General features: G+C 43.6%; 26 protein-coding genes, 2 tRNA genes and 1 pseudogene. 6 read left to right on the forward strand and 23 right to left on the reverse strand.

The features are described 5' to 3' along the window. Nucleotides 1-2: 2 nt before the first annotated feature. From NSS67_RS28435 to NSS67_RS28525, 19 genes are all read right to left on the reverse strand, one after another. The gene (locus NSS67_RS28435; RefSeq protein ID WP_339317117.1) at nucleotides 3-1,112 is read right to left on the reverse strand and encodes a carbon-phosphorus lyase complex subunit PhnI; all 1,110 of its coding nucleotides are present in this window, start codon (nucleotides 1,110-1,112) and stop codon (nucleotides 3-5) included. Nucleotides 1,113-1,116: 4 nt separating this feature from the next. After that, nucleotides 1,117-1,707: a phosphonate C-P lyase system protein PhnH gene (gene phnH, locus NSS67_RS28440; RefSeq protein WP_339317118.1), complete on the reverse strand. Its 591-nt coding sequence runs from the start codon at nucleotides 1,705-1,707 to the stop codon at nucleotides 1,117-1,119. 24 nt (nucleotides 1,708-1,731) lie between these two features. Beyond that, the gene (gene phnG, locus NSS67_RS28445) at nucleotides 1,732-2,160 is read right to left on the reverse strand and encodes a phosphonate C-P lyase system protein PhnG (RefSeq protein ID WP_339317119.1); all 429 of its coding nucleotides are present in this window, start codon (nucleotides 2,158-2,160) and stop codon (nucleotides 1,732-1,734) included. Between the two features lie 19 nt (nucleotides 2,161-2,179). Continuing rightward, the gene (locus tag NSS67_RS28450) at nucleotides 2,180-2,881 is read right to left on the reverse strand and encodes a GntR family transcriptional regulator (protein WP_339317120.1); all 702 of its coding nucleotides are present in this window, start codon (nucleotides 2,879-2,881) and stop codon (nucleotides 2,180-2,182) included. Between the two features lie 5 nt (nucleotides 2,882-2,886). Continuing rightward, nucleotides 2,887-3,747, reverse strand: coding sequence for a PHP domain-containing protein (locus NSS67_RS28455; protein ID WP_339317121.1), 861 nt, complete (start codon nucleotides 3,745-3,747; stop codon nucleotides 2,887-2,889). A 240-nt stretch (nucleotides 3,748-3,987) separates the two neighbouring features. Beyond that, complete coding sequence (locus NSS67_RS28460; protein WP_339317122.1) at nucleotides 3,988-5,178, reverse strand: ABC transporter substrate-binding protein; 1,191 nt, start codon at nucleotides 5,176-5,178, stop codon at nucleotides 3,988-3,990. A gap of 71 nt (nucleotides 5,179-5,249) precedes the next feature. Next, nucleotides 5,250-5,951 (reverse strand): ABC transporter ATP-binding protein, encoded by a 702-nt coding sequence (locus NSS67_RS28465; protein WP_339317123.1) that lies wholly within the window; start codon nucleotides 5,949-5,951, stop codon nucleotides 5,250-5,252. A gap of 6 nt (nucleotides 5,952-5,957) precedes the next feature. Next, entirely contained in the window at nucleotides 5,958-6,740 is a 783-nt protein-coding gene (locus NSS67_RS28470; protein ID WP_339317124.1) for an ABC transporter ATP-binding protein, read from the reverse strand. Then, entirely contained in the window at nucleotides 6,709-7,677 is a 969-nt protein-coding gene (locus tag NSS67_RS28475) for a branched-chain amino acid ABC transporter permease (protein WP_339317125.1), read from the reverse strand. Before NSS67_RS28475 ends, NSS67_RS28470 begins: the two co-directional genes overlap by 32 nt. 11 nt (nucleotides 7,678-7,688) lie before the next feature. Beyond that, nucleotides 7,689-8,594 (reverse strand): branched-chain amino acid ABC transporter permease, encoded by a 906-nt coding sequence (locus NSS67_RS28480; RefSeq protein WP_339317126.1) that lies wholly within the window; start codon nucleotides 8,592-8,594, stop codon nucleotides 7,689-7,691. A 406-nt stretch (nucleotides 8,595-9,000) separates the two neighbouring features. Continuing rightward, on the reverse strand, nucleotides 9,001-9,444 hold the full coding sequence (locus tag NSS67_RS28485; RefSeq protein WP_339317127.1) for a DinB family protein: 444 nt from the start codon (nucleotides 9,442-9,444) through the stop codon (nucleotides 9,001-9,003). Between the two features lie 75 nt (nucleotides 9,445-9,519). Next, nucleotides 9,520-10,125: a class I SAM-dependent methyltransferase gene (locus tag NSS67_RS28490; protein WP_339317128.1), complete on the reverse strand. Its 606-nt coding sequence runs from the start codon at nucleotides 10,123-10,125 to the stop codon at nucleotides 9,520-9,522. A gap of 84 nt (nucleotides 10,126-10,209) precedes the next feature. Continuing rightward, complete coding sequence (locus NSS67_RS28495) at nucleotides 10,210-10,683, reverse strand: GNAT family N-acetyltransferase (protein ID WP_339317129.1); 474 nt, start codon at nucleotides 10,681-10,683, stop codon at nucleotides 10,210-10,212. An 89-nt stretch (nucleotides 10,684-10,772) separates the two neighbouring features. Beyond that, nucleotides 10,773-11,198: a GNAT family N-acetyltransferase gene (locus NSS67_RS28500; protein WP_339317130.1), complete on the reverse strand. Its 426-nt coding sequence runs from the start codon at nucleotides 11,196-11,198 to the stop codon at nucleotides 10,773-10,775. A 57-nt stretch (nucleotides 11,199-11,255) separates the two neighbouring features. Further along, the gene (locus NSS67_RS28505; protein ID WP_339317131.1) at nucleotides 11,256-11,555 is read right to left on the reverse strand and encodes a hypothetical protein; all 300 of its coding nucleotides are present in this window, start codon (nucleotides 11,553-11,555) and stop codon (nucleotides 11,256-11,258) included. An 81-nt stretch (nucleotides 11,556-11,636) separates the two neighbouring features. After that, nucleotides 11,637-12,083 carry an oxidoreductase gene (locus tag NSS67_RS28510; RefSeq protein WP_339317132.1) on the reverse strand — a complete coding sequence of 149 codons (447 nt, stop codon included), beginning with the start codon at nucleotides 12,081-12,083 and terminating at the stop codon, nucleotides 11,637-11,639. Nucleotides 12,084-12,364: 281 nt separating this feature from the next. Further along, nucleotides 12,365-12,453 (reverse strand) — tRNA-Ser (locus NSS67_RS28515). A 7-nt stretch (nucleotides 12,454-12,460) separates the two neighbouring features. Beyond that, nucleotides 12,461-12,536: transfer RNA gene (locus tag NSS67_RS28520), tRNA-Asn, on the reverse strand. A gap of 153 nt (nucleotides 12,537-12,689) precedes the next feature. Continuing rightward, nucleotides 12,690-13,442, reverse strand: a complete 753-nt coding sequence (locus tag NSS67_RS28525) for an MBL fold metallo-hydrolase (protein WP_339317133.1) — start codon at nucleotides 13,440-13,442, stop codon at nucleotides 12,690-12,692. Between the two features lie 126 nt (nucleotides 13,443-13,568). On the opposite strand from NSS67_RS28525, the gene NSS67_RS28530 reads away from it, so the two are divergent. Beyond that, a complete protein-coding gene (locus NSS67_RS28530; RefSeq protein WP_339317134.1) occupies nucleotides 13,569-14,000 on the forward strand; it encodes an Lrp/AsnC family transcriptional regulator in 432 nt (143 codons plus the stop codon). A 470-nt stretch (nucleotides 14,001-14,470) separates the two neighbouring features. Here the strand turns inward: NSS67_RS28530 and NSS67_RS28535 are convergent, their stop codons facing one another. Both NSS67_RS28535 and NSS67_RS28540 read right to left on the reverse strand, forming a co-directional pair. Further along, nucleotides 14,471-17,989 (reverse strand): S-layer homology domain-containing protein, encoded by a 3,519-nt coding sequence (locus NSS67_RS28535; RefSeq protein WP_339320725.1) that lies wholly within the window; start codon nucleotides 17,987-17,989, stop codon nucleotides 14,471-14,473. After that, nucleotides 17,890-21,336, reverse strand: coding sequence for a hypothetical protein (locus NSS67_RS28540; protein ID WP_339317135.1), 3,447 nt, complete (start codon nucleotides 21,334-21,336; stop codon nucleotides 17,890-17,892). Before NSS67_RS28540 ends, NSS67_RS28535 begins: the two co-directional genes overlap by 100 nt. Nucleotides 21,337-21,539: 203 nt before the next feature. Between NSS67_RS28540 and NSS67_RS28545 the strand changes: the two genes are divergently transcribed. Then, entirely contained in the window at nucleotides 21,540-22,178 is a 639-nt protein-coding gene (locus NSS67_RS28545; RefSeq protein ID WP_339317136.1) for a pentapeptide repeat-containing protein, read from the forward strand. A gap of 13 nt (nucleotides 22,179-22,191) precedes the next feature. On the opposite strand, the gene NSS67_RS28550 is transcribed toward NSS67_RS28545, so the two are convergent. Then, nucleotides 22,192-22,662, reverse strand: coding sequence for a SprT family protein (locus NSS67_RS28550; protein ID WP_339320726.1), 471 nt, complete (start codon nucleotides 22,660-22,662; stop codon nucleotides 22,192-22,194). Nucleotides 22,663-22,782: 120 nt separating this feature from the next. On the opposite strand from NSS67_RS28550, the gene NSS67_RS28555 reads away from it, so the two are divergent. Both NSS67_RS28555 and cmpA read left to right on the forward strand, forming a co-directional pair. Beyond that, a complete protein-coding gene (locus tag NSS67_RS28555) occupies nucleotides 22,783-23,145 on the forward strand; it encodes a hypothetical protein (RefSeq protein WP_042124766.1) in 363 nt (120 codons plus the stop codon). Between the two features lie 66 nt (nucleotides 23,146-23,211). Continuing rightward, nucleotides 23,212-23,349, forward strand: coding sequence for a cortex morphogenetic protein CmpA (gene cmpA / locus NSS67_RS28560; RefSeq protein WP_234531500.1), 138 nt, complete (start codon nucleotides 23,212-23,214; stop codon nucleotides 23,347-23,349). 76 nt (nucleotides 23,350-23,425) lie between these two features. Here cmpA and NSS67_RS28565 read toward each other — a convergent pair whose 3' ends face one another. Further along, a complete protein-coding gene (locus NSS67_RS28565) occupies nucleotides 23,426-23,596 on the reverse strand; it encodes a hypothetical protein (RefSeq protein ID WP_156113060.1) in 171 nt (56 codons plus the stop codon). Nucleotides 23,597-23,761: 165 nt separating this feature from the next. On the opposite strand from NSS67_RS28565, the pseudogene NSS67_RS28570 reads away from it, so the two are divergent. Both NSS67_RS28570 and NSS67_RS28575 read left to right on the forward strand, forming a co-directional pair. Further along, nucleotides 23,762-23,824 (forward strand): annotated as a pseudogene (locus tag NSS67_RS28570) (CGNR zinc finger domain-containing protein); the annotation flags it as partial. A gap of 111 nt (nucleotides 23,825-23,935) precedes the next feature. After that, nucleotides 23,936-25,039 carry a stalk domain-containing protein gene (locus NSS67_RS28575; protein ID WP_339317137.1) on the forward strand — a complete coding sequence of 368 codons (1,104 nt, stop codon included), beginning with the start codon at nucleotides 23,936-23,938 and terminating at the stop codon, nucleotides 25,037-25,039. Nucleotides 25,040-25,086 lie beyond the last annotated feature (47 nt).

Consider the following 25,086-nt stretch of genomic DNA (forward strand, 5'->3'; position numbering starts at 1 on the left):
GCCTATCCCTCCTTACGTGTCTTGCGCACATCGTTCAGCTTTGCCTGGAATGTAACATAGTGCGGCATTTTCAAATGTGAGATAAAGCCTGTGGATTCTACAGAATCGATATGAAATAGAACGAATTCCTCGTTCTGCGTCGGTATGGTCTTATCGCCTTGCTCAAGACTTTTGTCCAAGATGCTCATCGCGATCGCCTTCGTTTCATTCTGTCCGTAACACAATCCATAGCCGAACTCTAGATTCAATTCCTTCTGCCCATTCTCTCGTTCGATCATGGCAGGAACGAGCATCTCAACTTCAGTCACCTTGATATCCCCGATAAAGTAACTTTCAGCCTCGTCATCCGAGGGATACAGCGGACTATCGATGTATACCGGAAGCAGCCCGACGCGGAGCTCACCGACGGTGGGGTGCACCATCCCGTATCCCCGAATGACAGCATATGCGAGTGACGTTAAAGCTCCTGTCTGCCCTCGGGTCAAAATTTGGAGCTTCTCACTGCGGCTTGCAGGGAATGTTAAGCTCGTTCGGGTAACATCGTCTGGTTCACTGAAGTCGACGGGACAGTCAGCGATCAGGCCCTCTTGGCGTAGGTAATCCAGCACTTTCGGAACAAAACCGACTTGTGTAGCGGTTTCCTGTCCTTCGCCATTCTCCTCTACTTGGTTGAACTCCTGGAGCCAATGTTCGATCGTTGACTCCGTTTCATCAATCAGGTCGAAATCCAGTAAGCGATGAGAGTAGTCTGTGGATGCGCCCAAAATCTGCCCTCCAGGAATATCCTTGAACGAAGCCGAAATCCGTCTTTCGACACGCATCTCATCTGAATTCACGCTTTTTGAATAGTGTTTTCGAGGTAAGGTCGAGCGATAGGCTCGAAGTAAGAAAACGGCTTCCTCTGGATTACCTTCTGCTTGTTTAATGGCGAGTGCTGCAAGCTCCTCGCTGTATAAGCTACTCTCTGACATCACTTGATCAACAAGCCCACGCATGCCTGCTTCAATGGCTTCCACTTCCAGTACCTTTCCACTACGCAATCGCTCATACTGCAGCCGCAGTAACGATTGTTCGATGGCCTGAGTACCGCCCTTCACTGCTACGTAACCCATATGGCTATACCTCCTCTTTCACGACCTGTGTCGTTCTTGGTAAGGCAAGAACTCTATGGTTTACATCTGTAAACAGAAGATCTATACCTAACGGAAACTCACTGTTACGCTCAGCACGCAGTTCAACCCAATCTTCTTTCATATTCATAGCCACTGTAGCTGTAGTTTGGATTCCCGGACCTGCCAGACGCAGTTTAGTAGCACCGAATAAATCCTCCACTTCAATAATGATCGTGGCCGCTGCGTGAGGATCAATCAACTCACCGACCTTAGCTGCTTGAATCGTATCAATCCATGCACCAGGGACAGCATCCTCTAGCACAAAAATATAATCTGCCGCTTGGGCGGCAGCTTCCTTTGCATAGGTCATTTGGCTAAATAGGCTAGTGATCTCCGCTGCTCGCGATGAAACAATACTGAAGGTAACCTCTGTATCTAGTAGGGTACGAGCGATCAACTGTGTGCTAGGAAACACTCCTAGATGGTCCAGCTTTTCAGCCTCTTCCGAGAGATCTGTGATCGTACCTGGTCTTGACATGCTATGAACTAATTTGCGGTATACGGATTGAATATCATGAACCATATCGAGCATCATGTGCGCTCTCCCTTCTGATCTCATTTACGAGTCGGTGTCCATCGTCTCAAAATCCACCTTCGTTCGCATTACCTTGGCGTGTTCTGCTGCATAGGCCTGTTCAAGAAGGGCTTGTTCCGTATATAGCTTGGCAGACCATGCCGCTGTCTCCACTAATTCAGCCGCATATGCCGCGTCAATTACAGCAAGATCATACGCTTTTCCCGGTTCGTCACCCTTAATAAGTCCTACGCCCATTTTCCCGGCAATCCGTACCTTACACTCTGTAACTAGCACCTCACCTAAATAAAATAGGCTTTTCCTAGCTGTTTCTCTGACCTTTACCATCACTAGACCATGATTAGGCTCCTCCATAAGGTCAATATCGTAACGGCCCTTGATCTCATCAGCCAGATCAGTTACCAGATTAGATGAGCTATTAATTAACGTTTCAGTTCGTTGTCTACGGTTCATATATGTACCTCCTTCTTTACTACAGCTCATACGTGAACATATCTCCGCGATACATAACCCTGCTGTATTCTATCGTCCGGCCTGTTGCCTTATCCCTGCACGCCGAATCTAAAACTAGCAAGGGAATCAAGCTGGAGCACGCCAGAAGCTCTCGTTCATGCTTGATCGGATATGTGATACTTAATATGGATTCTGACAATTGGAAATCAGTATACCCATGCCGTTCATAATATTCGAACATAGAGGATATCTCTCGACCCACCTGTTCAATGTTCGGAAATAGCGACTCCGCCACATAAGAAATATGGAGCGCGACGGGACAACCATCGATCTTGCGTAGTCGACCTACTTTGAATACACGATCTCCTTCACCAATGCCGAGCGCTGCTTCAATCTTATGATTCGACTCCATCGGATCACAGAATATATTTATCGATTCGTAATCGAATCCAAGCTCGCGCATCTTCTTGCTGAAGCTTTTTCCAGCTGAGAGGGCGAGCGGAATGCGCAATTTTCTATCCCGAACAAAACTTCCCTTCCCCTGCATGGAATAAATGAGTCCCAGCTCCTGCAGACGCTCATACGCTTTCCGAGCAGTTATACGTGGAACCTTGAACTGCTCTGCAAGCTCATGCTCCGATGGCAATTTATCGTCAGACACATACTCGCCTGATTGAATAGACGCTATTAAATGATCCATAATATCCAATTCTTCAGACATTCTGATCACCCCCACAGCAGTAATGCTTTACGTTCCTTCAGCGCACCCACAACTACAGCATCAGGACTTTTACTGCCCAGTGTTACTGGACTTTCACCATAGAAGCCATGAAAATCCGTCCCTCCGGTCATGATCAGGTTATAATTCAATGCGAGCTCCCGTGCCTGACGCTCATCTTCCTCTCCATGCAGTGGATGCCATACCTCAATCCCTTGTAAGCCAGCCTCCACAAGCTCATCTACAGCCTCAAAGCTCTGGTATTGGCCCGGATGCGCTAGCACCGGAACACCACCTGCCTGAATAATAGTTCGTACTGCATCTCTGGCATCTACATATTCTGTTGGAATATAGGCAATGCCAGGCTGTTCGCCTCGCTGACCTCGCGAGAAAAGCTTTTTATATAAGTCGCCATAAATTCGATCCGTATATCCTTGGTCGATTAGCGCATGCATAATATGCTGTTTATACACTCCCGTACCACCTGCTGCGTAGTTCTGTACATCCTCCCAGCGAATGTTATAGCCCGCTTCGATTAGACGCTCAGTTGCCAATCGACAACCTTCATGACGCCGTAGAAGTAGAGGACTACATAAAGCATCAATGGCTTCATGATCCTGTTCGATAAAATAGCCAAGAATATGAATCCGACGTTGACGCTCAGCATCATATCCTGATATCTCAATGCCAGGGATAAATTCGATACCACGCTCTCTGCACATCTCGTCCATCTCAGCGATCCCCTGAGTGGTATCATGATTAGTAACAGCTAAATGCCCAATTTGCTCTTGAACAGCAAGCTCCAGCAGCTCTGCAAAATGAAGTGAACCATCCGACATTCTCGTATGACAGTGCAGCTCAACTTTCATAGCTTCCTCCTTCAATTTACTTCTTGAGCCCATTCTAACTTGATGCCAAGTAGCAAGGGTCATGGCAGTGTAAGCGGAGTGTTAAGAATTGTAATAATTTAGACAAAAAAAGAGCAAACCCAGTGGATGATCTGGGTTTGCTCTTTTTTGCCATGATACGCTAATCGTATTGTCTTCGTCGTTCCTGCAGCGTCTACTTCGTGTTATAGAACCATTACTAGCTTCTTGCTACCCATCCGCTTAAGGATTAACCTTTGCTTCAAAGGTTTGTACTCCATCTACAAACTTCAGAACTACAGCTGCTTTTACCGGGTCATGTGTTTCATTCATTGTGATTTTACCCGTGGCCAGTTGTAAATCCTTCGTCCCCGCCAGTGCATCCTTCAGCTTCTTAGGTTCTGTTGAATCCGCACGTGTAATGGCATCTGCCACTAGTTTCACAGCATCATATCCAAGCGCAGCCATCCCATCTGGAACAAGATCACCGTTAGCAGCTTTGAAGGCATCTACGAACGATTTTACTTCTGGCGAGCTATCCTCAGGTGAATAGTGATTGGACATAAACGTATTGTTTAGCGCATCCGCTCCGGCAATCTCAGCCAGCTGAGGTGAATCCCAGCCATCCCCGCCCATAAACGGAACTGTGATCCCCATTTCGCGAGCTTGCTTTACGATTTTGCCGACCTCCTCATAATAACCTGGAAGATAAATAACATCTGGATTAGCTTCTTTAATACGTGTTAATACAGCTTTAAAATCAGAATCTTTTTGTTGATAGGATTCTTCGCTTAAGATAGAGCCACCGTTCTTAGTAAAAGTTTCTTTAAAAAAGGTTTGCAGCCCTTTGGAATAATCGCTTGAAGCATCCGTATAAATAACCGCCGTTTTCGCTTTAAGTGTATCGTTAGCAAAGTTAGCCATTACTTCGCCTTGGAAAGGATCAATAAAAGAGGCACGGAATACCCATTCATTCAGATCCCCAGTACGTTCGTCAACAGTTACTTTAGGGTTGGTGGCTGAGGAGCTGACCAGTGGGATGCCTTTTTCTTGAGTAACGGGAACAATCCCGAGTGTATTCGTAGATGTAGTAGCACCGATAATAGCTACAACTTTATTCGTAGTAATCAGCTTTTGCGCTGCGCGTGTCGCCTCTTCCGACTTAGAAGCATTATCCGCTTCAATCAGTTCAAGTTTTTTGCCGAGCACTCCACCTGCATCATTAATTTCTTTTACCGCAAGCTTCGCCCCTTTAAGTGCAGAATCACCGAAGGAAGCCTGGCCGCCTGTAAGCTCTAAATCTGCGCCAATCTTGATAGTCCCTCCCCCAGTATTCCCACCCTCAGCGGTAGCGTTATCCGTCTTGTTCCCACAGCCTGCCAGCAATCCACCAACCAGTAACACAGTCAGCAATACGGCCCCGATTTTCTTCATCCTCTTCCAGCCTCCCAAAATAAATGATTTATAGGTTCTTTCTGCGATGCTGTTGTGAACTAGCCGATGAATTAATGTCCCAGATAAGCCATTCTGATCTCTTCCGAATCTGCCAATTCCTTGGCATCCCCCTCAAGCACCACTCTGCCCGTCTCAATTACGTAAGCTCGATGAGCAATCTTAAGCGCCTGATGTGCATTTTGTTCTACAAGAAGCACTGTTGTTCCAGAGGCATTTACTTCTTGAATGATCCGAAAAATATCCTGAACAAGCAATGGAGCTAGACCCATCGAGGGTTCATCTAATAGTAAAAGCTTGGGATGCCCCATCATCGCACGCCCCATAGCGAGCATCTGCTGCTCTCCGCCGGATAATGTGCCAGCAAGCTGTCTTTTTCTTTCTAAAAGACGCGGGAAGGTGGAGTAGACCTTGGCAAAATCAGCAGCTAAGCTGCCCGAATCTTGTAAAAAAGCTCCTAGCTCCAGATTTTCTTCCACAGACATATTAGCAAATACACGCCTGCCTTCCGGACAGAGAATAAGCCCCTGTTTTACGATGGACTGAACACTCTGATTCGTAATAGATTTATCCATGAAATCTATGCAACCTGTTTTGGGTTTCAGCAGCCCAGAGAGTGTCTTGAGCAATGAGGACTTGCCCGCTCCATTTGCGCCGATTAGAGTTACAATCTCGCCTTCTCTTACATTCATACTTAAATCCTTCAAGGCATGAATAGCCCCATAATATACATTAATTTCTTGTACGCTAAGCATGGTCAACTACGCCTCCTGTCCTAGATAGGCTTCGATGACTTTTGGATGAATCTTTATCTGCAGCGGTGTACCCTCAGCAATCAGCATTCCGCGATCCAGCACATAAATCCGGTCACATACTCCCATCACAAGGGACATATCATGCTCGATAAGCAAGATCGATAGATCAAAGGACTCACGAATCCAAGCAATCAGATTCATTAGCTCTTTGGTTTCGTTCGGGTTCATCCCTGCGGCTGGTTCATCCAATAGCAAAAGCTTAGGCCCCGCTGCAAGCGCACGCGCAATTTCCAAACGCCTTTGATTTCCGTAGCTAAGATTCCCGGCACATTCATTACATTGATCGGCAAGATTAAAAATTTTGAGAATATCCATGGCCTTTTGTGTAATTTCATTTTCTTTTGCAAAATGTTTAGGCAGGCGGAGCATGGAAGTAAACATCGAATGTCTGGCATGCTGGTGAAATGCAATCTTAACGTTATCCAGCACCGTCATAGAGGTAAATAGACGGATATTCTGAAATGTCCGTGCTGCCCCTTTTCGGTTAATCCGATAAGGCTTCATTCCACCCACTGCCTGATTGCTGAGGATAATATCTCCACCGGAAGGCGGGTATACACCTGTCAGCAAGTTAAAAAGGGTTGTTTTCCCCGCACCATTAGGTCCGATGAGCCCAATCAACTCGCCTTTATTAATATGGAGGGATACCTCGTTAAGCGCCTTAAGCCCGCCAAATGCACGACTTGCTTGTTGAACATCAAGAAGTACTTCCACTGTTGATGCTGTCACTTGGCTTGACCTCCTTTTTAGAAAATTTCAAGAAAGAAAAACCTGTGCTGCCAAGCAGCCCCTTAGGCCGAAAAATCATCATCAGAATTAGAATCGCCGAGTAAATAATCATCCGCAACTCCGGATATTCCTGAAGCACGGTGAAGAGTACCGTCAGTACAATCGCACCCACGATGGCCCCGCTTGTACTTCCCAGTCCACCTAATACAACCATAACTAGAATTTCGAAAGATTTCAGAAAATTAAAGCTGCCAGGATTGATGACGTAGAACTTATGAGCAGAGACACCACCAGCTATCCCCGCAAATAATGCTCCAAGTGAAAAAGCAATGACTTTGTACAAAGTTGTATTAATCCCCATCGCTTCAGCAGCAATTTCATTCTCCCGAATCGCTATACAAGCTCGGCCGTGAGTGGAACTTATAAAGTTATTGATCACAACAATCGTGACCAGTGTGAACAGAAACATAATTGTCCAAGTCGTTTGATTGGGAATGCCACTTAGACCTGAAGCCCCGCCCACATATTCTGTATTGAGCAGGACAATCCGGATAATCTCACCAAATCCCAGCGTAGCAATCGCCAGATAGTCTCCATTCAGCCGCAAGGTTGGAATCCCGATAAGTACACCGAAAAATGCAGCAACCAGTCCAGAGATCACTAGCGCCAGCACGAATGGCATATCAAAGTTCAAAGTTAGAATGGAAGAAACATAAGCACCAATGGACATAAATCCGGCATGTCCGATTGAGAATTGCCCCGTTATCCCATTAATCAGATTCAAAGACACTGCCAGCATGACATTTATACAAATTAAAATTAGCGTAGACTCCATAACATCATCAAATATTCCCGTTGTTAGAAGAACTTTAATGACGATATATAGAACAATTGAAAAAACAATGCCTATCCAAAATGATTTATTTATCTTCTTCATACGGCATCTCCCTACACTTTCTCGCGGACATTTTTACCAAACAGCCCGGACGGTTTAAAGATAAGGATTAGGATAAGTACAGCAAATGCCACACCATCACGCCACGAAGAGTATCCCAGAGAAGAAACTCCTGTCTCAACTGTGCCCAGTAGTAGCCCTCCTACCAGAGCACCCGGAATACTGCCAATGCCACCTAGAACCGCAGCCACAAAAGCTTTAAGCCCGGGAAGCACCCCCATCATAGGATCAACTGAATTGTAAGTCATTCCAAAAATAACACCTGCTGCTGCCGCAAGTGCGGATCCTATAGCGAAGGTGGCTGAAATGGTCCGGTCTACATTAATCCCCATCAAACGCGCAGCTTCCATATCAAAAGAAACGGCCCGCATCGCTTTACCAATCTTTGTACGGTGTACTATATACTGAAGGATGATCATCAAAATAACCGTTGTCCCCAAGATCATGATTTGATTGGAGTCCACCTGAATCGAGGAACCAAACAAGTTGTATTGCTGCTTATTAAGAATCTCCGGAAATCCTTTAGCCTGAGGACCGAGCACAAACACACCGCTGTATTCCAGAAAAAAAGAAACGCCAATTGCAGTAATCAACACAGCGATTCGCGAAGCTTTTCGTAGAGGTTTGTACGCTAGCCGTTCGATCGACATCCCCAGCAACGCACTGATTGTCATAGAAATCACCAATGAGATAAGTAAGACCAGTATCGGAGGAAGCCCTGCTGAAGCCAAGTACCTGGCACTGAACAATCCAATAAACGACCCAACCATAAACACATCACCATGGGCGAAATTGATCAATTTAATAATCCCGTAGACCATGGTGTAACCCAATGCGATCAGAGCATAAATGCTCCCTACAGAAATCCCGTTAATTAACTGTTGAATGAAATACTCCATCGCTATCCCCCAATCCCCATATTTATTTTTAAAAACCCCTTTCTTTAGCTTACATTCATTTTCATCATTTTATGTCACTTATATTAACATAATTATACTATTTTATCTGCGGAAATTGTATTATTTACTAAATAATTCAATATTTACGTTATATTATATAACATTGAAAGTTAAGACTCCGAAAATTTATTCTAGGCGAAATGTCTGAGAAGGAGAAAAACCGAAGAAAACGGAGATTTTCGAAGTTTGGCTTTCGTTGATCCTTGTTTGATATTCATTCAAATGCTGAATTCGATGGTAAATAATATAACATTTGTCTCATTGAGTCTTGATACTTCGATCTAAGACATACAAAAAAGCTTATTCCCAACCGATAAACGGAATGAGAATAAGCTGCTCACAATCTTCATTTTAATTTTTTAATCTGCATCATATGATGTCGGTCATGCGATATAAAATCCTTTAAATAGGACTCAAAGGAAAACCTTCCGTCAACATATTTTTTCGAGTATTTCCCCTCTTCAAGACTGCTTATACATTCTAATATTAAGTTACGATACTTCATAGTCAATTCTATTAATTCGTCTTTGGTTTTTGTCCTACCATATGTAACAGCATCATTATTGAATTGATCGAAATCAATAAGTTGAAGTGTTATCGCATTATCGCATGCTATCGGTTCTATCGTCGATTCATAGAAGTATTTATCCCATAACATAATATGACTAACCACATCATGAATTGCCCATTTTCCTTCAGCGATGGGTGTTTTCCAATCCAAATCAATAATACCCAGAACAAATTCGTTCAATTCTTTAAACTGATTTAGCAAGTCTGATCTGTTATTCATTAGCACACCTCCTTTTATGATTTTGACTTCAGCATTTATTCAAAAATCAACCACCGTGGAGAGTTTACCAACCAACTATTTTTTATATATGTAATCGATAAATCCTTGTCGAATCCATTCGCCTTCAAACCTTCTTTCAAGCACTCGATCTTCTTTATATATTAATTCCATATCATCAAACATAGAATCCGCTTCATGATAATCATAATAAGAGTGTATTACCAATTCATCATCTTCCATTTGTTCATACTGATATTCTCCTAAATCAACTCCGTCGCCGACTCGAAAATCCTTAAGAGTTAAAAAATTTACAAATAATAATCCACCAGGTTTTAGCACCCGCTTCATTTCATTTATCGCTTCTATTACATCTTGTTTTTTCATATGAAAAATAGAATTATACGAATACACAAAACTCATTGACTCATCGCTTATTGCAAGCTGTCTCATGTCGCCTTGGTGTATGTTTAAATTCTGCCCTCTTTCCGCTGCGAACTGATTAGCTCTGTTCATTTGCTCAACATTCATCTCTAACCCGTATGTACTATATCCATAATTCTCAAACAAGCTTAATGGAGGCGAATCCCCTCCTGCCCCGCAATCTAATATGGTCTTTTCCATACCACTTTCATTACATAATGCCAAAAATCTATACAACGGTATTTGTTTAAAAAGCTCCATAGTTGTTTCAGCTCCTTTGATTTTGCTGTTGCTGGATTCATTGAGTTACCTACAATTTTATTTTTCAAACAATCTAAGTTTAAGCTAAATCAAGGTTTTTTTATAAAATAGAATGGTCATTTTATCGTTAATTTGTTTTGTTTCTCCCGTCTTTTGATAGCCTATTTTCTCATAGAGATAACAATTCCCTTGTTCTTGCAATATTGAATCCAACTCCCAAACTCTCGCATCGTTATATTTATCTTCGATAATCGAAAATACCCTTTGAGCAATTCCTTTTCCTTGATGTTCAGGCAAAATAAATATTGGGCTCACACGATAGGTCTTATTCTCTTTCCTAACAATTCGAATGGCACCTACGTTAAGATCAGAGCTTTTAATAATGTAATACTCCGTAAAAGATTGATTTAATCGATCTATTGTTCGTTCCACAGATTCATTTGCAGGGCTAGTTTCATAATCTTGATATTTATTTAAAAAAGGCATGAAGGTTTTGACTTGCATTTCGTGAATAATCGAAGCTTCATTAAGACTTGATTTGAATAAAGAAATTTCCATTTCACCACTCCTTCAACATGACTTAAAAGGCGTGCGCGACGACGTATCCATGAAATTTCTGACGCCATTTATACCTTCTTCTAACCACCTTACTCATAGTTAAGATCCTTCTTATAGTAATAGTGCCTATTCCCAAGCGGAGCATCTTCGATAGTCGCAATTACTTTGTATCCATATTTCTTATAAAATTCAGGCGCTTGAAAACTGAATGTATTTAGTTTGATAAAAGTACATTTCTTCGCTCTAGCAACTTCTTCTGCTTCTTCCAATAATCTTTTCCCGTATCCTTGACTACGATAGTTATCGTCCACCCATAAAATATCAATCTCCATCCAGTTCCAACAAATTGCACTGTTGAGACCGGCAATAACCTCCCCTTTATCATCCTTCAAACATAAATTTATCTCTTCGTAAATGCCGTTTGGTACTTGTTTAGAGTTGAATTCAATAAGTTTTTTTCTAACGTAATCGGTTTCTTCATTTGTGCTATAAAGTATCCTAGAATTATTCGACATAAGTTCCTCCTGATGGTTTTTTCTATAAACTACATACTTTTCGGTTCCCGTTGTAATTTAAGGAGACTCATATGTCTTATTAGTTATCCAGACCTTATAGGTAATTGATCCGTCTAGATATTCCTCGTCGCAATGAACATCATGTCTGTGCCCATGAATTGTGTTTGACATTACTAGTTCAAATAATAATGCATAAGCTAATTTTGAGTCTTTAGTTTTATAACCATCAAATAAGTGACCTATCTCATTATAAGCGCCACTAGAAATCCATTCATATGCCTCTCGAATTGTATCAAACTGTATTTCTTCAACAAACCAAGATATTGAATTCCCAGAATTTTGATCAACCTGATTCATCTATTGATGACTCCCTTCCCGGTCATTTCACCAACTTCTCATCATAGACCCAGAATGTTAGTCCGTAGTATTACCTTCTCTTTATTGAATCCCCGCAATCCCAAAAGTCTCATTTATAACTTTCTCGTACTCATCCCATTTAAAATAAAAAGGCCCAACATCAATAGCTTCATTGCTGGGTTCCAGTTTGAAATCTCTCCATATGATATGATCCTCTTCTTTCTCAACAAATACGGATATAAAGCCACATTCTTCATCTCCACACCATGGGCAGACTAATATGGGGTATCTGTAATACAAATATTCGTGCGTTTGGTTTAATAAAAAATAGTTAATTATTGTTCTTTGATGCTCTTCACTACCCCACCCGAAGGATGGAATCATGTCATGCCTTTTCAGCATTTGATAAAGAGACCTGCCATCAATTATTATGTCGGCAAATTTGGTGTTTTTATTACCTTCTTGAACATGTTCAAAGCTATCATATCTACTTGAAGCTTTAGTTTGTAATTGATTTATAGTTTTCATGTTCCCTCCATTAAATTTCTTTCTTTATGCTGTGTTAGCTGATGTAAGTGACTTCGTGAAACTTATTGAGTAAATATTCGCTTTTCTCATCCCATTACCCTTCCAAAATATAGAATATGATCACTTATAATTCAGATAAAAAAAGACAAATCACCCATTAAGAGTGAACTGCCTCTCGGTACTTCCTCAATTCCATAAAGATCTTATTAGCCACTACAGAATAATTTTACACAACAAAAAAAGAGCCTCCATAATGGAAGCTCTTCTCATGTAATTCAGAACGGAGAGAGTGGGATTCGAACCCACGCACCGCTTACGCAGTCTAACCCCTTAGCAGAGGGTCCCCTTATAGCCACTTGGGTATCTCTCCATAAAAATGGCTCCCCGAACAGGACTCGAACCTGTGACAACTCGATTAACAGTCGAGTGCTCTACCAACTGAGCTATCAGGGAACATTAGAAGTAAATTAGAAGTGAACATGAATTAATTTATCATGATTTGAAGGTCTAGTCAAGCGGGTAAAATAATTTTTGTGATCGTTTTCAAATTCATGCATTATTTCTACCTCTAGTTAGATTTAAGAGGGGATTACTCCCCTCTTTAGTCTATACGTTACACCATTCTCCATCTTCCGGAAGCTTTACTCGATCCTGCAGCTCCTCCTTCTCCAAGTGAGCTTTTAGCTTATCCCGGGTAACTAGGCAATGGTTGATGGCGTTCATGTGTACTGCAATCACCTTAGTAGAAGGAGCATATTCGCATAAGTCTACGACATCCTGCTCATTCATTGTAATATGACCTCCGGTTATAAACTTCGCACCACCAGCATTAACGATCGTCACCTCAGGTTTAAATACATCGAGTGCAATCTTCACCTCATCACACCAAATCGTGTCTCCTGCCACATACATAACAGGTTCTCCTTCCGCCTGAAACACAAACCCTGATACCTTGCCCATAAGCTGACCAATCTCTCCAGTTCCATGCTGTCCACCGGTACGTGTTATAGTTATTCCTTGAAATGTTAGCTTATCGATGATTTCCGTGACGTTCTCAAATCCCTGCTCTACTAGGGTATCCCTATCCCCCTCTTGACCAAATAGCGGTAGATCATGCGGTAGCAAGGAAACAGCAGCGGCATCCCAGTGATCTGGATGAAGATGCGTAACCAATATTGCATTAGGACTCAGCCATTGTTCAACTGCTCCCGGCAAAGGAACTAGAGGATTCCGGCGGTCATTTTCAGTATTAAAAACAGGTGGATTAGCGCCCTGCTCACTCAACATAGGATCAATTAAAAATGTACTTCCCCCATACTCCAGCCATAGGGTCGCATTGCGAATATGCTGTATTTTCATCGTAAGCCCTTCTTTCTTTCGGATATCTTCTGCTACAATTAATTATAGAGGGGCTTTGAAACAGAATACATTGAGATTGGAAAGAGATTGATCTGTTCTACTTTCACGCAGAAAGGATTTTAGATAATGATGAGTTCTTATTCCATAGATGATGTGGATTTTCGCATCCTACAGCTTCTAATTGAAGATTCCACGATCAGTCACAGAGACATTGGGCGGCAAGTACATATGACAGGTCAAGCTGTGGGTGCGCGTATTCGTAAAATGCAGGACACTGGTGTGATTGAAGGCTACACCGTCCGCTGGAATCCAGATTTGGTCGGGGAGAGTATTCATGCCTTTATTAATGTTTTTCTAGGTTCGAATACGGTACATCAAGCCTTTCAGACATTTGCAAAGCAGCATGACAGCGTAAAAGAAATGCATCGAGTTAGCGGAGAAGGCTGCTATTGGATACGAGTCCGTACAGGAAGCCAAGAAGATTTGAATATTTTTCTCGACGAGCTGCTGAAGTTCGGAAATTACAGAGTCAATCTATCGATGGGAAAGCTTAAATAAGGCTGTATCACATATGAGTCTGCTATCGGACCCAGTTGACCTTATAAGCAGCAAAATCGCATATTTGGCATACTAAAGGACCCCATAGTCGCTATTGGCACAAAAACTATCAAATATGAGCCTTTTTCGAAGGAATAGCGTCACTTGAGTCCGAAACTCTGCTCAAAAGGCTAAAAACTTGCAATTAGCGTCATCTGGGACCGTAAGCCCCAGCAAATGAGGTGCTCAGCAGTAAAGTTGTTGGTGGAGCTATAGTTGTTCGTGTTAACGGAGTTTAGTTGTTCGTGTTAAAGAGTCTAGTTGTTAGTGGAGTCTAGTTGAAACTCGTTATGAACGTCGACCAGCTTCCGTCTGATTATAATTGCTTTTGGCAGGCAGTCACCGTCCAAAAACGCAAAGCAGCGATTCTCCAATTACTGGAGAATCGCTGCTTTGTTGCGTATAAAAGGTTGTAACTTCTTCTGCGAAAATTAATTCAATAATCCAGCTGCTTTAAGCAATCTTGTTAGGATCACAGCTGCTTCTGCACGGCTAGTATCATTGCCAGGCGCAAAGCTATCTGCCGATTGACCTTTCATGATTCCTTTTGCTGTTAAGACATTCACAGCCGCTTTGGCCCAAGAAGAAATGGCAGATGAATCTGTAAATGCATTTGTCTCAAGGGTAGCTCCAGATTCCCCAGCTCCAAGGTTCAAAATCTTCAATGCTCTAGCTGCCATAACAGCCATTTGCTCCCGTGTAATAGGAGCATTCGGACGGAAGGTTCCATCCTCATAGCCTTGAACCAGCCCTAAGGCCGCTGCGGCTCTGGCATCCGCCGCATACCAAGATAAATCGGACACATCACTGAAGGTCTTTGTTGTGTTCTCAGCGGTTAGGCCTAAAGAGCGAATTAGCATAGCTGCGAACTCAGCACGACTGACAGATTTCTGAGGCGCAAAGTTATCTGTGGATTGTCCGGTCAAGATCAGTCGACTAGCAAGCATCTCAATCTCATTCTTCGCCCAATGTGTAGAAATATCCCCGAATGTCACAGGGTGTTGTGCAACGACGAATATACTGCTAGCACTGCTGCTCTTAACAGTAACCTTGGTCATCCCACCTACGAGCTCGAACAATGCAGGTACATAACGGAAGGAACCCATCTGCTCATCGTAAATAAGGACAACCCCCGTCTTTGCAACCAGTGCTCCCGCTATCAAAAATGTACGATCTACATACGTAGTGCCAAACCCATTAGCAGGTACAGTGGTTTTACCATCTGTGACCTTTAAGGTAATATTCGCCGGTGTTCCTTGCACAATAAATCCTTGCTGCTTAGCCTTGGCAAGCAGTTGTTCCAATCCTGTTCCGCTTAGCGGACTTAGTTGGAACTCTAGAGTGCCTGCTGGCATTTGTGCAGCTTTCAGCACGCTCTCCACGAGCCCTAACGGGAAGCGATAGCTCATATCGCCACTTCCAATGACAAGCACCGCATTTGGGCTAAGTGCTGCCGCATTGCGTAATGCTTCTGCGCTAAAGCGAGCTATACCATCTCCGTTAGCTGAGATCTCGATAAGAGCTTGCCCAGCAGTCGCCTTAGCTTTTAGCTGCGCATCATTATTCGCAGCTGGTGTAGGTGTAGCGACAGGTGCAACAGGGTTTACTGGCCCTGATGGATCAGGTGAACTCGTCGGGTTCGTTGGACCTGGAGTACTCGTTGGACCAGTCGGGTCTATTGGACCTGGAGTACTTGTTGGACCAGGTGTACTCGTTGGACTTGGTGTGCTCGTTGGGTCCACAGGATCTGTCCCGCCATCAGGTACTACCACCTCAAGCGTATACACTCTTTTATCGTTGCCAACAGTTACCGTGAAGTCTGTGCTTCCCGCTTTAACTCCATTAAGACTGTCGTTTGTAAATGTAGCAATGTCACTGCTCATAACGTTAAGGGTAGCTTGTGCAGTAATATCCACCCCTTCTTTGTCCAATACCTGAAGGGTTTCTGACTTTCCTTGCTCCAGTACAACAGGTCCGCTCTGTCCATCTGCCAGCTTAATGGAGAAGGACTTAATTGCCGTCGCTACTCCTTGGTTCTGTTCGAAGATGCTAAATTCAGGAGACGCATTGGTCAGGAGGTTCATTCGTTCACCACGAATAATCAAGTTGTCGACGAGCAGATTACCTTTTAGATTTTTGGTAACTTCTATGCCACTCGTACCTGCCCCGTCAAATACATTATTCGTCAGAACAACTCCATCAATAGTCGTGAGGGCATTTCCCACCAGATTACCGTGGGCAATCAGACCAGAATAGGTGCTATCGAGCGCCGTATTGTTACGGATGAGCACTTTTCCTTTTAGGTCACTCTCACCAGCGTACAGCCATAACGCACCGAGATTCACTCCGTAACCCGAATCATAACTACCTGTGCGAAGCAATGTATTCCGCTCAACGATAGTCGTTCCTTGGAACGGCTCTGCGGAGAAACGGGTAGATACAGCGATCCCAGCTCCGTTAGTTACAGTGTCCTTTACCACGTTATCTTGAACTTTGTTATCTTTACCACCGAAGACCACAATGTTATCAGCCAACCATGGTAGTGAGACGTTATTAAAACGCGCCGTATTGTTATAGCTCAGTGTCCGTTCTGTTCCATTCACATCATTCAATTTGGCATCTGTGAACGACCACATCGCAATACCATCATCCCCTGGATAGCGGATGTCACTTTGTTCCATCATGCTGTTGCCGGTACCTACGGCAAAGTTAATTCCATCCGCCATTAGGTTACGGATTCGTAGACCTGCCATATACAGACCATTCGTGCGAGCCTTCTCACCAATAGGTTGTGTTAACCACAAGCCTGCTTTGGTATGTTCAATCCATACGTTTTGAATGACTGAGCCTTGGCCGAAAGCACCATGGAACGCATTCGTGACCCCCTCATCATCCCGTACATTAATACCGCCTTCAATCAATAGATCGTATACACCAATCTTGCCGCCGTGGCCGTAGAATTTGGCTCCATTAAGAACGGTATACCACATGCCAGCACCACGTATTTCAGCGGTATTCAAATCGAGTAGACCATCTCCGACATTAAAGGCACCTGCTGGGAACCAAACACCTTTACCCGTAGCATTCGCTTCCTCAAGCGCTGCCTTAAAGGCTGTGGTATCGTCGCCTTCATCATTCGCTACCGCTCCAAAATCCGTTACGGAAATAAATCCTTCAGGGCGAGTCAGCTCAGGAGCGACCTGCTCCATATCCATTAAGTCGATGACGTAAGAAGCTGCATTGTCTCCTGTCCCCTTCTCTAAGCGAATGGTTGCTCCAGCAGGAGCATCACCAATCAGAGCATGAATCTCATCAAAGAAGCGATGTCCACTACCTTGACGAGGATCATTAGACCATGGGTAGCTGCCATATTCCCAAGCGTATTTCGAAGTCAGATTAAGCTGTTTCTTAACTCCATCTACATATAGAGTCAAGGTTTCTTCAGCACCAGCACCATCTGGACTGTCCGGAATGGAATAGCGAAGAACAATAGAATTAGCTGCTTCTGCAAGCTTGAACTCTATATAGTCCCCAGTATTCTTCAAGGCGACAGCTTGTCGTCCAGAAGCCTCGGAAGCCATAGTACGATATTTTCGCGAAGGACCGATTAGTGTTCCGTTAGTCACTGCATCCTCAGCTTCATAGCTGATGTAAGGAACTGTTGCTCCACGGTAAACTTTATTCACGCTATTTTTTACTGTCAGCCTATCAATAGTTACTTTACCCCAATCGATGTTGTCGTTGCTTAGAGAAACCGTATTGATCCCTGCACGTAGCTTCAACTTCACCTGCATAGTCTTCCAAGAGGAAGTCTCGACCACGTTAACTTTAGCCGCTTCCTTCAGGCCGTTCACCTCAAGCAACAGATCCGTAACATCACTGGAAGTATTCTTGTAACGAACAACGGCATCATATTCACCAGCTTGCTGGGCATTGACTGCAAAACGTATAACATGATCCCCTTGGAATGCTTCTCCTCCTGAATAAATTGCATCTGTAGGGATAGGCAAGAAGCTCCAAAGTATGCTATCGGTCCCCACAGCAGAACCAAGTTGAACAGCTGATGCGTCGTGAGATTGTAGCCTAACTTCTCTTCCAGCGTCCACTGGGAACGTTCTGTTTCGCCAGAAGCTAACAAGACGGCTTGATCTGTTTCATTTAAAGAAAGATATTGCTTCGTCTGAACGTTCATAATGCGTTTACGTCCATTTACATCCTGTACGATCCATTGGGAGTGAGCCTCCTTGTCGGAAGCTTCTGCATATACGAGTGCCCCTTCTTGTTCAGCCAATACTTTGCCAGTCAGACCTTTAGGCACGATCGTTATAATGTTGGTATCATTCTGAACTGGAGTTGTTGTATTGTTATTGCGCAGTTCTCCAGACGGAGTAATAAACTCCTGTGGAGCCGCTTCAAGTGTCCATTGAGCTAAGCCGTCACTCTCTAGTAGGAGCGCACGTTCAGCATATCCTGTCTTATTCGCAATGTTTATTAATTCATCATCGTATTCTCCATAGAGACTACGAATGGTGTAATGCGTATAATCGGAGGCCAAGCTTACTTCCCAAGCGGATGCTCCGTCTATAGCCGGTTCCGCGCTACTGCTCTCCAAGTATGAATAATCTCCATTCAATGTTAAAAAATGACCTGTTGCTCGATTGATAATCGTCTGTTTACCATCCTGCACAGATATATTCCAATGCGAGAATCCATTGTCTGCTGACGGCTGTCCGTATAGAACAACCCCATGCTCATTCTCGTATAAATACTCCCCACTGCTTGCATTCTTAAATCTTACCGGGTAAGTAGGGGTCGGCGGCGCAATCGCTTCAACGGTTTCGGCAGTATAATGAGCACTGTTTCTATCCGCCGCACCTGCCGCCTTACTGATGCGTAGAATAGGATTACCATTATCATCCGCTGCACCGTAAATGTAGTGACCTGCCCATGAGCTCATAATGGTAGTCACACCTGACGGCAGCATATCAACCTTCCACTTAATGCTGGCCCATACATCGTACACAGTTTGCAATGTCTGAACATTTACATTAGGCTCAATCTCATCTACTGCACCACCTATATGCTCCAGGGAGAGATAACGTCCAGTACCTTTATTTTTAATCTTCACAGATCCATTGCTACCAGCAATTTCTTGCAGCTGCCAGACAAAGGAATCATCATTCATATCAAGTGAGCCATAAGTAGCCTGACCTACTGTTACATCCTCGTTCGCAGCAGCTAGAGCTGCAGGATTTTGGTCAGCGGTTACAGATTCAGGCTTATCCTGCGGCACCACTGCTTCAGTGGCCTGTGAGTCATAGACAGCTTCAGTGACAGTCTTAGATTCTAGCAATTTCTCTAATACATCTGGAGCAGTCAACAAAGGACCATCCTTAAGATATTGATCCTCACCATTTACAGCGTCTAGCTTGAAGCGGAACAAGTCCGGCTTTTTCTCAGTAACGGTAACAAATCGCCACTGTGGGCTGCCCCAGCCTGGATTGATCACCCCATACTCGGCATATTTGGTGAGATTCTGAAGCGAGATATATTTCTCAGGGCGTTTGTTAGGTTCCTTGTCGAGAACACTGCTGATTACGTATGTGTTGTCGCCAATATTTTTGCCTGTCCAGATATATTCTCGCTCCACATTATTCCTGTCTGGAAGCTCAGTGACCTGGATATGGCCATCTGGCATATTCATCGTGTTAACGTAGTGGCCTGTTTTCTTATTCTTGAACAGCTTACGGCCGTTATATTTCTCCACGAGCCATTGATCAGATTCATCCTTTTGCATATTTCCATATTTCAAAAGGCCATCAGCAGACTCATACCAATAAAAAGACTTCCAGCCATTCTGAATCCTATAATAAGGCTGTGTGCCGTCAGTCGGTATGTTAGGTTCTAAAAGCTGCCACTGCGCGCTCAAGGAAGTCGCATCCCCATTCGCTCCAGCACTGTCCACACCTAAGGTAGAAAGATAAATACCTCTGACCCCGAGATTCTCTAACGTCTGATAGTCATCATAATCATCAGAATCTTTAAAATCCCACTGATCCGATGACTGACTTTCGTTGATCTGTAAGGCCTTGGCTGTGCCTTCACTATAAGAAACATAATGATCGGTTGCTGCATTACGGATACGTTTATTGCCGTCATAATCCTCTATATACCATAGATAATCGGATGAATCAGCAGCATCTGGAGCAATTAATCCGTGCTTAAGCGCGCCGTTTGCGGATTCATACAAGAAATCTGTAGCTACTTGTGCATCTGTATAAGTTGCCAAGCGTACAGGCTGCAACTCGGAAATAGGTACAATTTTCCATTGGGCATTATGACTGGTTGCTTCACCCGGCCAGCTGTTAGAGCGTACGTTGTTATCTTCCTCAAACTGAGGATTCAGCCATAAAGGTTTAACTCCGTCGGTTAATCCTTTATTACTTAAGGTAATAAAACCCGCCCCATCCGCGCCTGGTGCATCTTCTTTCACCCATTCACTTAGCATCACCTTGTCCGGATCGATTTCTTGCGAAAAAACTCCAGCCCAAGTCACTTCATTTTGCTTAATATAATGACCCGTCTCACGGTTTCGAATCATCAGTGTTCCTTCGTCCGTTCCCGGCTCAAGAAACCACTGGGCAGCCTCATTCTTCAAAGGTTGTTTACCGTAAAGTACATTTCCTTTTTCCTCATACATCACCTGACCGGGGCGCATCCGGCTTTCCAGCCGTACTGGTGCTGCATTTGGGTCGATAAAAGCCCACTGCGGACTCTCAAACGTAATATTGATATCCGAGCTTACTTGCGCATAACCGAGCTGATTCTCCTCGTGGATAACCAGTTTACTCTCTGGCACCGTCGCACTTCGGATGATCATGTATCCGTTTCTATTGGAAGTATCGATCAACCATTGATCCGTTACACTTCCTGAGCCTTGGAGATCAACTGCCTTAAGCGTATCCTCTTTGCCGTTATTACCAGCCATTGTAATGTAGTGGCTCGTCTTCACATTCTTAATTCGTGACAGACCATTTACCGTCTCCACTGTCCAATGCGATGAAGCATCCGCTGGATTGGTCATTCCATAACGCACAATGCCGTCAGACGTTTCATATAAAAAATTATTTTTCCACTTATTCTTGATTAGTACCGTCCCTGATGGAATTAGCCCTGCGCCTGTTCCTCCAACCCCTTCTGCTCCTACGGAACCGCTACCGATTCCCATCACAGGCAAGCTTGAGAAAATCAGCAGCATCGCGAGCAGACCCGCCAACGCGGACCTGAATCGTTTCATAAATGTGCCCCCTCTACCTAATATGGACTTCCCTTCCATCTTAAGTTGGTAACGCTTACAACGCGATGTGTGATTTTATCCAGAAAAAGGTGTATTTGTACGAATCTCCCGAAATCTGTGGATTGCTGAAAGATTGACAATTCGACTGAACCCTAAGATAGTTAATTTAGTTACAAACAAGCGTTCATCAAATGGAGGTACCTATGAAATTCAAAATGGATTCACCAAAAATAACAGATCCAGATGCTCTACTCCCTGAACAAATATACTCACTGCAATCCAAAGATGAATTCAGTCGCTGCAGCATAAGCGATACGGTTATTGATAATCAAGAGGCTAACAAGGTTAGCTTTGATCAAGTGATTTTTAAAAATGTAACGATTATCGAGTCGTCCTTAACTGGTATTGAGCTAATGGATGTGGTTTTTGAGCGATGCGATCTATCCAATGTCGATTTTACGAATGCCATTATTCATCGAACCGAATTTAGAAACTGCAAGCTTATCGGCACAGACTTTACAAGAGGTAGATTCCAAAATGTTCGCGTGGTAGATTGCATCGGGGATTTTGCTACGTTTCGATTGGCTAATCTGAAGCAGGTTGCTTTTGAAAATAGTTCATTAATGAGTTCTGATTACTACCAATCTAACTTCCAGAAGGTCAGCTTTAGCGAGTGTAATATTGATCAAGCCACATTGTCAGGCTCTAAGCTAAACGGGATCGATCTTAGTGACTGCGAGTTCAGTGGCTTGATCGTAGATATACAAGATTTGGAGGGATGTATCATTTCGCCTCAGCAAGCTGTTTCCTTTGTGGGATTGATGGGTTTGGTGATAAAATAACGCCCTTGTCTGCTTACTGGACTTCCAGCGCCAGCAGCTTCAGCTTGCCCGAGCATTTGCCGCAGCGATAGCGCTTTGGGTCTACTTTTCGCTTGCGCGGATACTCCATGGCACACGCTGTACATATCAGCTTATACCGATAAGGTAGAGACTTCCGAGCTTTCGCACCCGGCAATGTCTGACAGTAACGGCTCCCACCGACCTGTGCCAGTAGGCTTTTGAAATCCGTGTCACGATGCATATATCCTCGCTTCGCCAAATGCAGATGATAATGGCAGAGCTCATGCTTAATAATCTTCTCTGTCTCTTCTCTACCGAAAATAGCAAGCTGATGGGGATTAATCTCTATATTATGGCTCTTGGTAAAATATCGGCCGCCTGTTGAAGATAATCGGCTGTTAAAGCTCGCCTTGTGCCTAAAGGGTACGCCAAAGCTGTCCCGTGATACCTGCTCAATCCACAGCTGCAGCTCTTCGTTGGTCATCGTTTCCATAGCGTTCTCTCACAAGTCCTTTCCACGGGAATTAAGATCTCTACTTGAATTGTAACTTGTGCATAGGCTAAACTGTCAAGAAGGAAGACAAGTACGGAGGGAGAATGACCAATGCCGAAAATGCGATATGTAATTTTACAGCAGCATCAAGAATTGCAATTCGTGGAAATGCCCGAGGAATATGCGTACCAGCTAAGTGCGCTCAATTTACGTCTAAACAAAGAAATCGACAAGCTGACAGCCGATAATGTACCGGATCTGCCCTTAGCCATTGCTGAGTGTGATTCACTGGATCTGCTGCGTGAGGATTATTCCCTGGAATCTGGCCTGGACTATATCAATAGATTGGAACAGGCCTTTGCCTCTGTTCAGGAGCAGAAGAACTATCCGCTGATCTCCCTGTTAACCGAGATTCGGGCGCTGCAAGCTCAATTAGAGCAGTGGTATGAAGAGGAAGCAGAAAGCATTCTGTAAATCGTCACCTTTAGGCTCATTTCTCCATATGCTAACTTACGTAAGCAGTTAGAGGAGTGATACCCTTTGCCACAGTGGCTCTGCCATCAACTGATGAAAGCTTATTACAAGAAGGACCGCCGTCAGATCAAGCTGCTGAACGAGTGCTGGTTCTTTTATCGTAATTCTGCGGAATCACCGGATTTCATCCAAAGAAATTTATAGGATTCGTTGAAATTCAAAAATCCATCCCGCTACTTACTGGGGATGGATTTTTGTATAGAATTCGTTGAAATCCCAATCAGAACATTGGGAATACATATCTAACCAAAAAGAAAAGTGCTCCAAAAAAAATGATGATATAAGCTGCGTATTTAATAAAGGTAGATGCGACAACGCTGGAATCCGATTTTCGTTGTACCTCCGTATGCTCCACTTCAACACTTCTATCTTTATAGCCCGGTTCCATCATCAATCTCTCCTTTCAAATATAGGCTGGTAGATAGTCTCCATTAACCCGAGGCTTTCGGAATTGAAACAAAAAGCCGCACCACAGCTGCACCAGGTAAACTGAACAGTGGAGTGCGGTCTATATTTTTTAATGTAGAGGTTCTAATTAAAACTACGGTTGGAAACCGATTGTCTCTGGGTGTATTACGATGATACACGCAACCGTTCTAAGCGATACTGCGATGATTAAGCTTGTGGCAACCTCGTGAAAGTGTGGCAGTTCATTTCGACTCCAAAACTTTTCACCCCCCTCCATACGTCCTGCTAGTAAGTGCGGCAACTGCACACTTATAACAATTAAATGGAGCGTGAACAAACAATGAAAAAGAGTCCTTTTAACGTATTGAAGTTTGGTGTAGTCGGATTAACGGTTGCGGGGATATGCGCTGGCATGTTACCTATGAGTGGAACCGCTCTTGCTGATGCAGTGAACACCACTAAGCCTGCCATCAATGGTCCGATTTCAGCTGTACCGATTTCCAGCATTAATAACACCGGGATCCAGATCAAAGAAGTCATTCTTACATCTTCAACGGAGTACCTGAATACAAATATTAAAGTGCCACAGATCGTAGGTATGTTGGATACGAAGGCTCAGGAAGAGATCAACAGTATCATTCTATCTAATGCGCAGAAAGACCTTGCTCTTTGGGAAAAGGATGCAACTGAAGATGCCGCTGAGGCTAAAAAGGCTGGTTTCGAGTATCGCCCTTATGAGCTATATATTATTTATGACTTAAAGGAAAATAAAACGGATAACCCTTCTGGAATGATATCACTTGTCGTTACTACTCAAGGAGACACTGGTGGAACGGGCATGCCTCGTGTTGATACATACAATGTATTTAATACGAAACAAGCTCAGCGAATTGCCTTGTCAGATTTTTTTGGGGACGACTTCAAGGAGAAGTTGAATGCTGGTATCCTTGCTAAGATCAATGAGGAACCTGAGAACTATTTTGTAGAGGATTTCAAAGGGATCGACGACGAACAAGGTTTTTATATTGAAAATGGTGAGGTTGTCATCCTCTTCCCTAAATATAGTATCGCTCCAGGCGCCATGGGAACTCCGGAATTTCGTTTCAGTACCAATCTTACGAACAACCCTAAGCTCGATTTAAGCACAGTAGCTAAATTTAAGAATGTTAATGGCGTTTCAATGGTGTCATTACGAGACGTGGCGAATCATTTAGGATATAAAATCAAATGGGATCAAGCTTCACGCTCAGCTGAGCTACAGAAAGGTGCACAGTGGACAAATGTTAGCGTGGATAAAGATTCTTATTTTTTCGCCAAAATGGCACCTGTCTCTTTAGGCACAGCTCCTATCTTAAAGAAGGATACGGTATACGTTCCGGTTAAATTTGTCACCGATATTTTACGTGTAGAAGTTATGAACGGCTAGTTTGGCTAATGGCATTCCAGAATGATTTCTTGTTCTAGAATGCCTTT

This window comes from Paenibacillus sp. FSL R10-2734 (assembly GCF_037963865.1).
Taxonomy (GTDB): domain Bacteria; phylum Bacillota; class Bacilli; order Paenibacillales; family Paenibacillaceae; genus Paenibacillus_AQ.

Excerpts from the sequence above, each read along its gene's own strand:
- NSS67_RS28575 (WP_339317137.1), top strand. The coding sequence starts at position 23,936 with ATGGAGCGTGAACAAACAATGAAAAAGAGTCCTTTTAACGTATTGAAG.
- NSS67_RS28465 (WP_339317123.1), bottom strand. The coding sequence starts at position 5,951 with ATGCTTAGCGTACAAGAAATTAATGTATATTATGGGGCTATTCATGCC.
- NSS67_RS28450 (WP_339317120.1), bottom strand. The coding sequence starts at position 2,881 with ATGTCTGAAGAATTGGATATTATGGATCATTTAATAGCGTCTATTCAA.
- NSS67_RS28475 (WP_339317125.1), bottom strand. The coding sequence starts at position 7,677 with ATGAAGAAGATAAATAAATCATTTTGGATAGGCATTGTTTTTTCAATT.
- NSS67_RS28505 (WP_339317131.1), bottom strand. The coding sequence starts at position 11,555 with ATGAATCAGGTTGATCAAAATTCTGGGAATTCAATATCTTGGTTTGTT.
- NSS67_RS28500 (WP_339317130.1), bottom strand. The coding sequence starts at position 11,198 with ATGTCGAATAATTCTAGGATACTTTATAGCACAAATGAAGAAACCGAT.
- NSS67_RS28525 (WP_339317133.1), bottom strand. The coding sequence starts at position 13,442 with ATGAAAATACAGCATATTCGCAATGCGACCCTATGGCTGGAGTATGGG.
- NSS67_RS28490 (WP_339317128.1), bottom strand. The coding sequence starts at position 10,125 with ATGGAGCTTTTTAAACAAATACCGTTGTATAGATTTTTGGCATTATGT.
- NSS67_RS28550 (WP_339320726.1), bottom strand. The coding sequence starts at position 22,662 with ATGACCAACGAAGAGCTGCAGCTGTGGATTGAGCAGGTATCACGGGAC.
- NSS67_RS28510 (WP_339317132.1), bottom strand. The coding sequence starts at position 12,083 with ATGAAAACTATAAATCAATTACAAACTAAAGCTTCAAGTAGATATGAT.
- NSS67_RS28495 (WP_339317129.1), bottom strand. The coding sequence starts at position 10,683 with ATGGAAATTTCTTTATTCAAATCAAGTCTTAATGAAGCTTCGATTATT.
- NSS67_RS28485 (WP_339317127.1), bottom strand. The coding sequence starts at position 9,444 with ATGAATAACAGATCAGACTTGCTAAATCAGTTTAAAGAATTGAACGAA.
- phnH (WP_339317118.1), bottom strand. The coding sequence starts at position 1,707 with ATGATGCTCGATATGGTTCATGATATTCAATCCGTATACCGCAAATTA.
- NSS67_RS28540 (WP_339317135.1), bottom strand. The coding sequence starts at position 21,336 with ATGAAACGATTCAGGTCCGCGTTGGCGGGTCTGCTCGCGATGCTGCTG.
- NSS67_RS28565 (WP_156113060.1), bottom strand. The coding sequence starts at position 23,596 with ATGATGGAACCGGGCTATAAAGATAGAAGTGTTGAAGTGGAGCATACG.
- phnG (WP_339317119.1), bottom strand. The coding sequence starts at position 2,160 with ATGAACCGTAGACAACGAACTGAAACGTTAATTAATAGCTCATCTAAT.
- NSS67_RS28480 (WP_339317126.1), bottom strand. The coding sequence starts at position 8,594 with ATGGAGTATTTCATTCAACAGTTAATTAACGGGATTTCTGTAGGGAGC.
- NSS67_RS28460 (WP_339317122.1), bottom strand. The coding sequence starts at position 5,178 with ATGAAGAAAATCGGGGCCGTATTGCTGACTGTGTTACTGGTTGGTGGA.
- NSS67_RS28530 (WP_339317134.1), top strand. The coding sequence starts at position 13,569 with ATGATGAGTTCTTATTCCATAGATGATGTGGATTTTCGCATCCTACAG.
- NSS67_RS28555 (WP_042124766.1), top strand. The coding sequence starts at position 22,783 with ATGCCGAAAATGCGATATGTAATTTTACAGCAGCATCAAGAATTGCAA.
- NSS67_RS28545 (WP_339317136.1), top strand. The coding sequence starts at position 21,540 with ATGAAATTCAAAATGGATTCACCAAAAATAACAGATCCAGATGCTCTA.
- NSS67_RS28455 (WP_339317121.1), bottom strand. The coding sequence starts at position 3,747 with ATGAAAGTTGAGCTGCACTGTCATACGAGAATGTCGGATGGTTCACTT.
- NSS67_RS28435 (WP_339317117.1), bottom strand. The coding sequence starts at position 1,112 with ATGGGTTACGTAGCAGTGAAGGGCGGTACTCAGGCCATCGAACAATCG.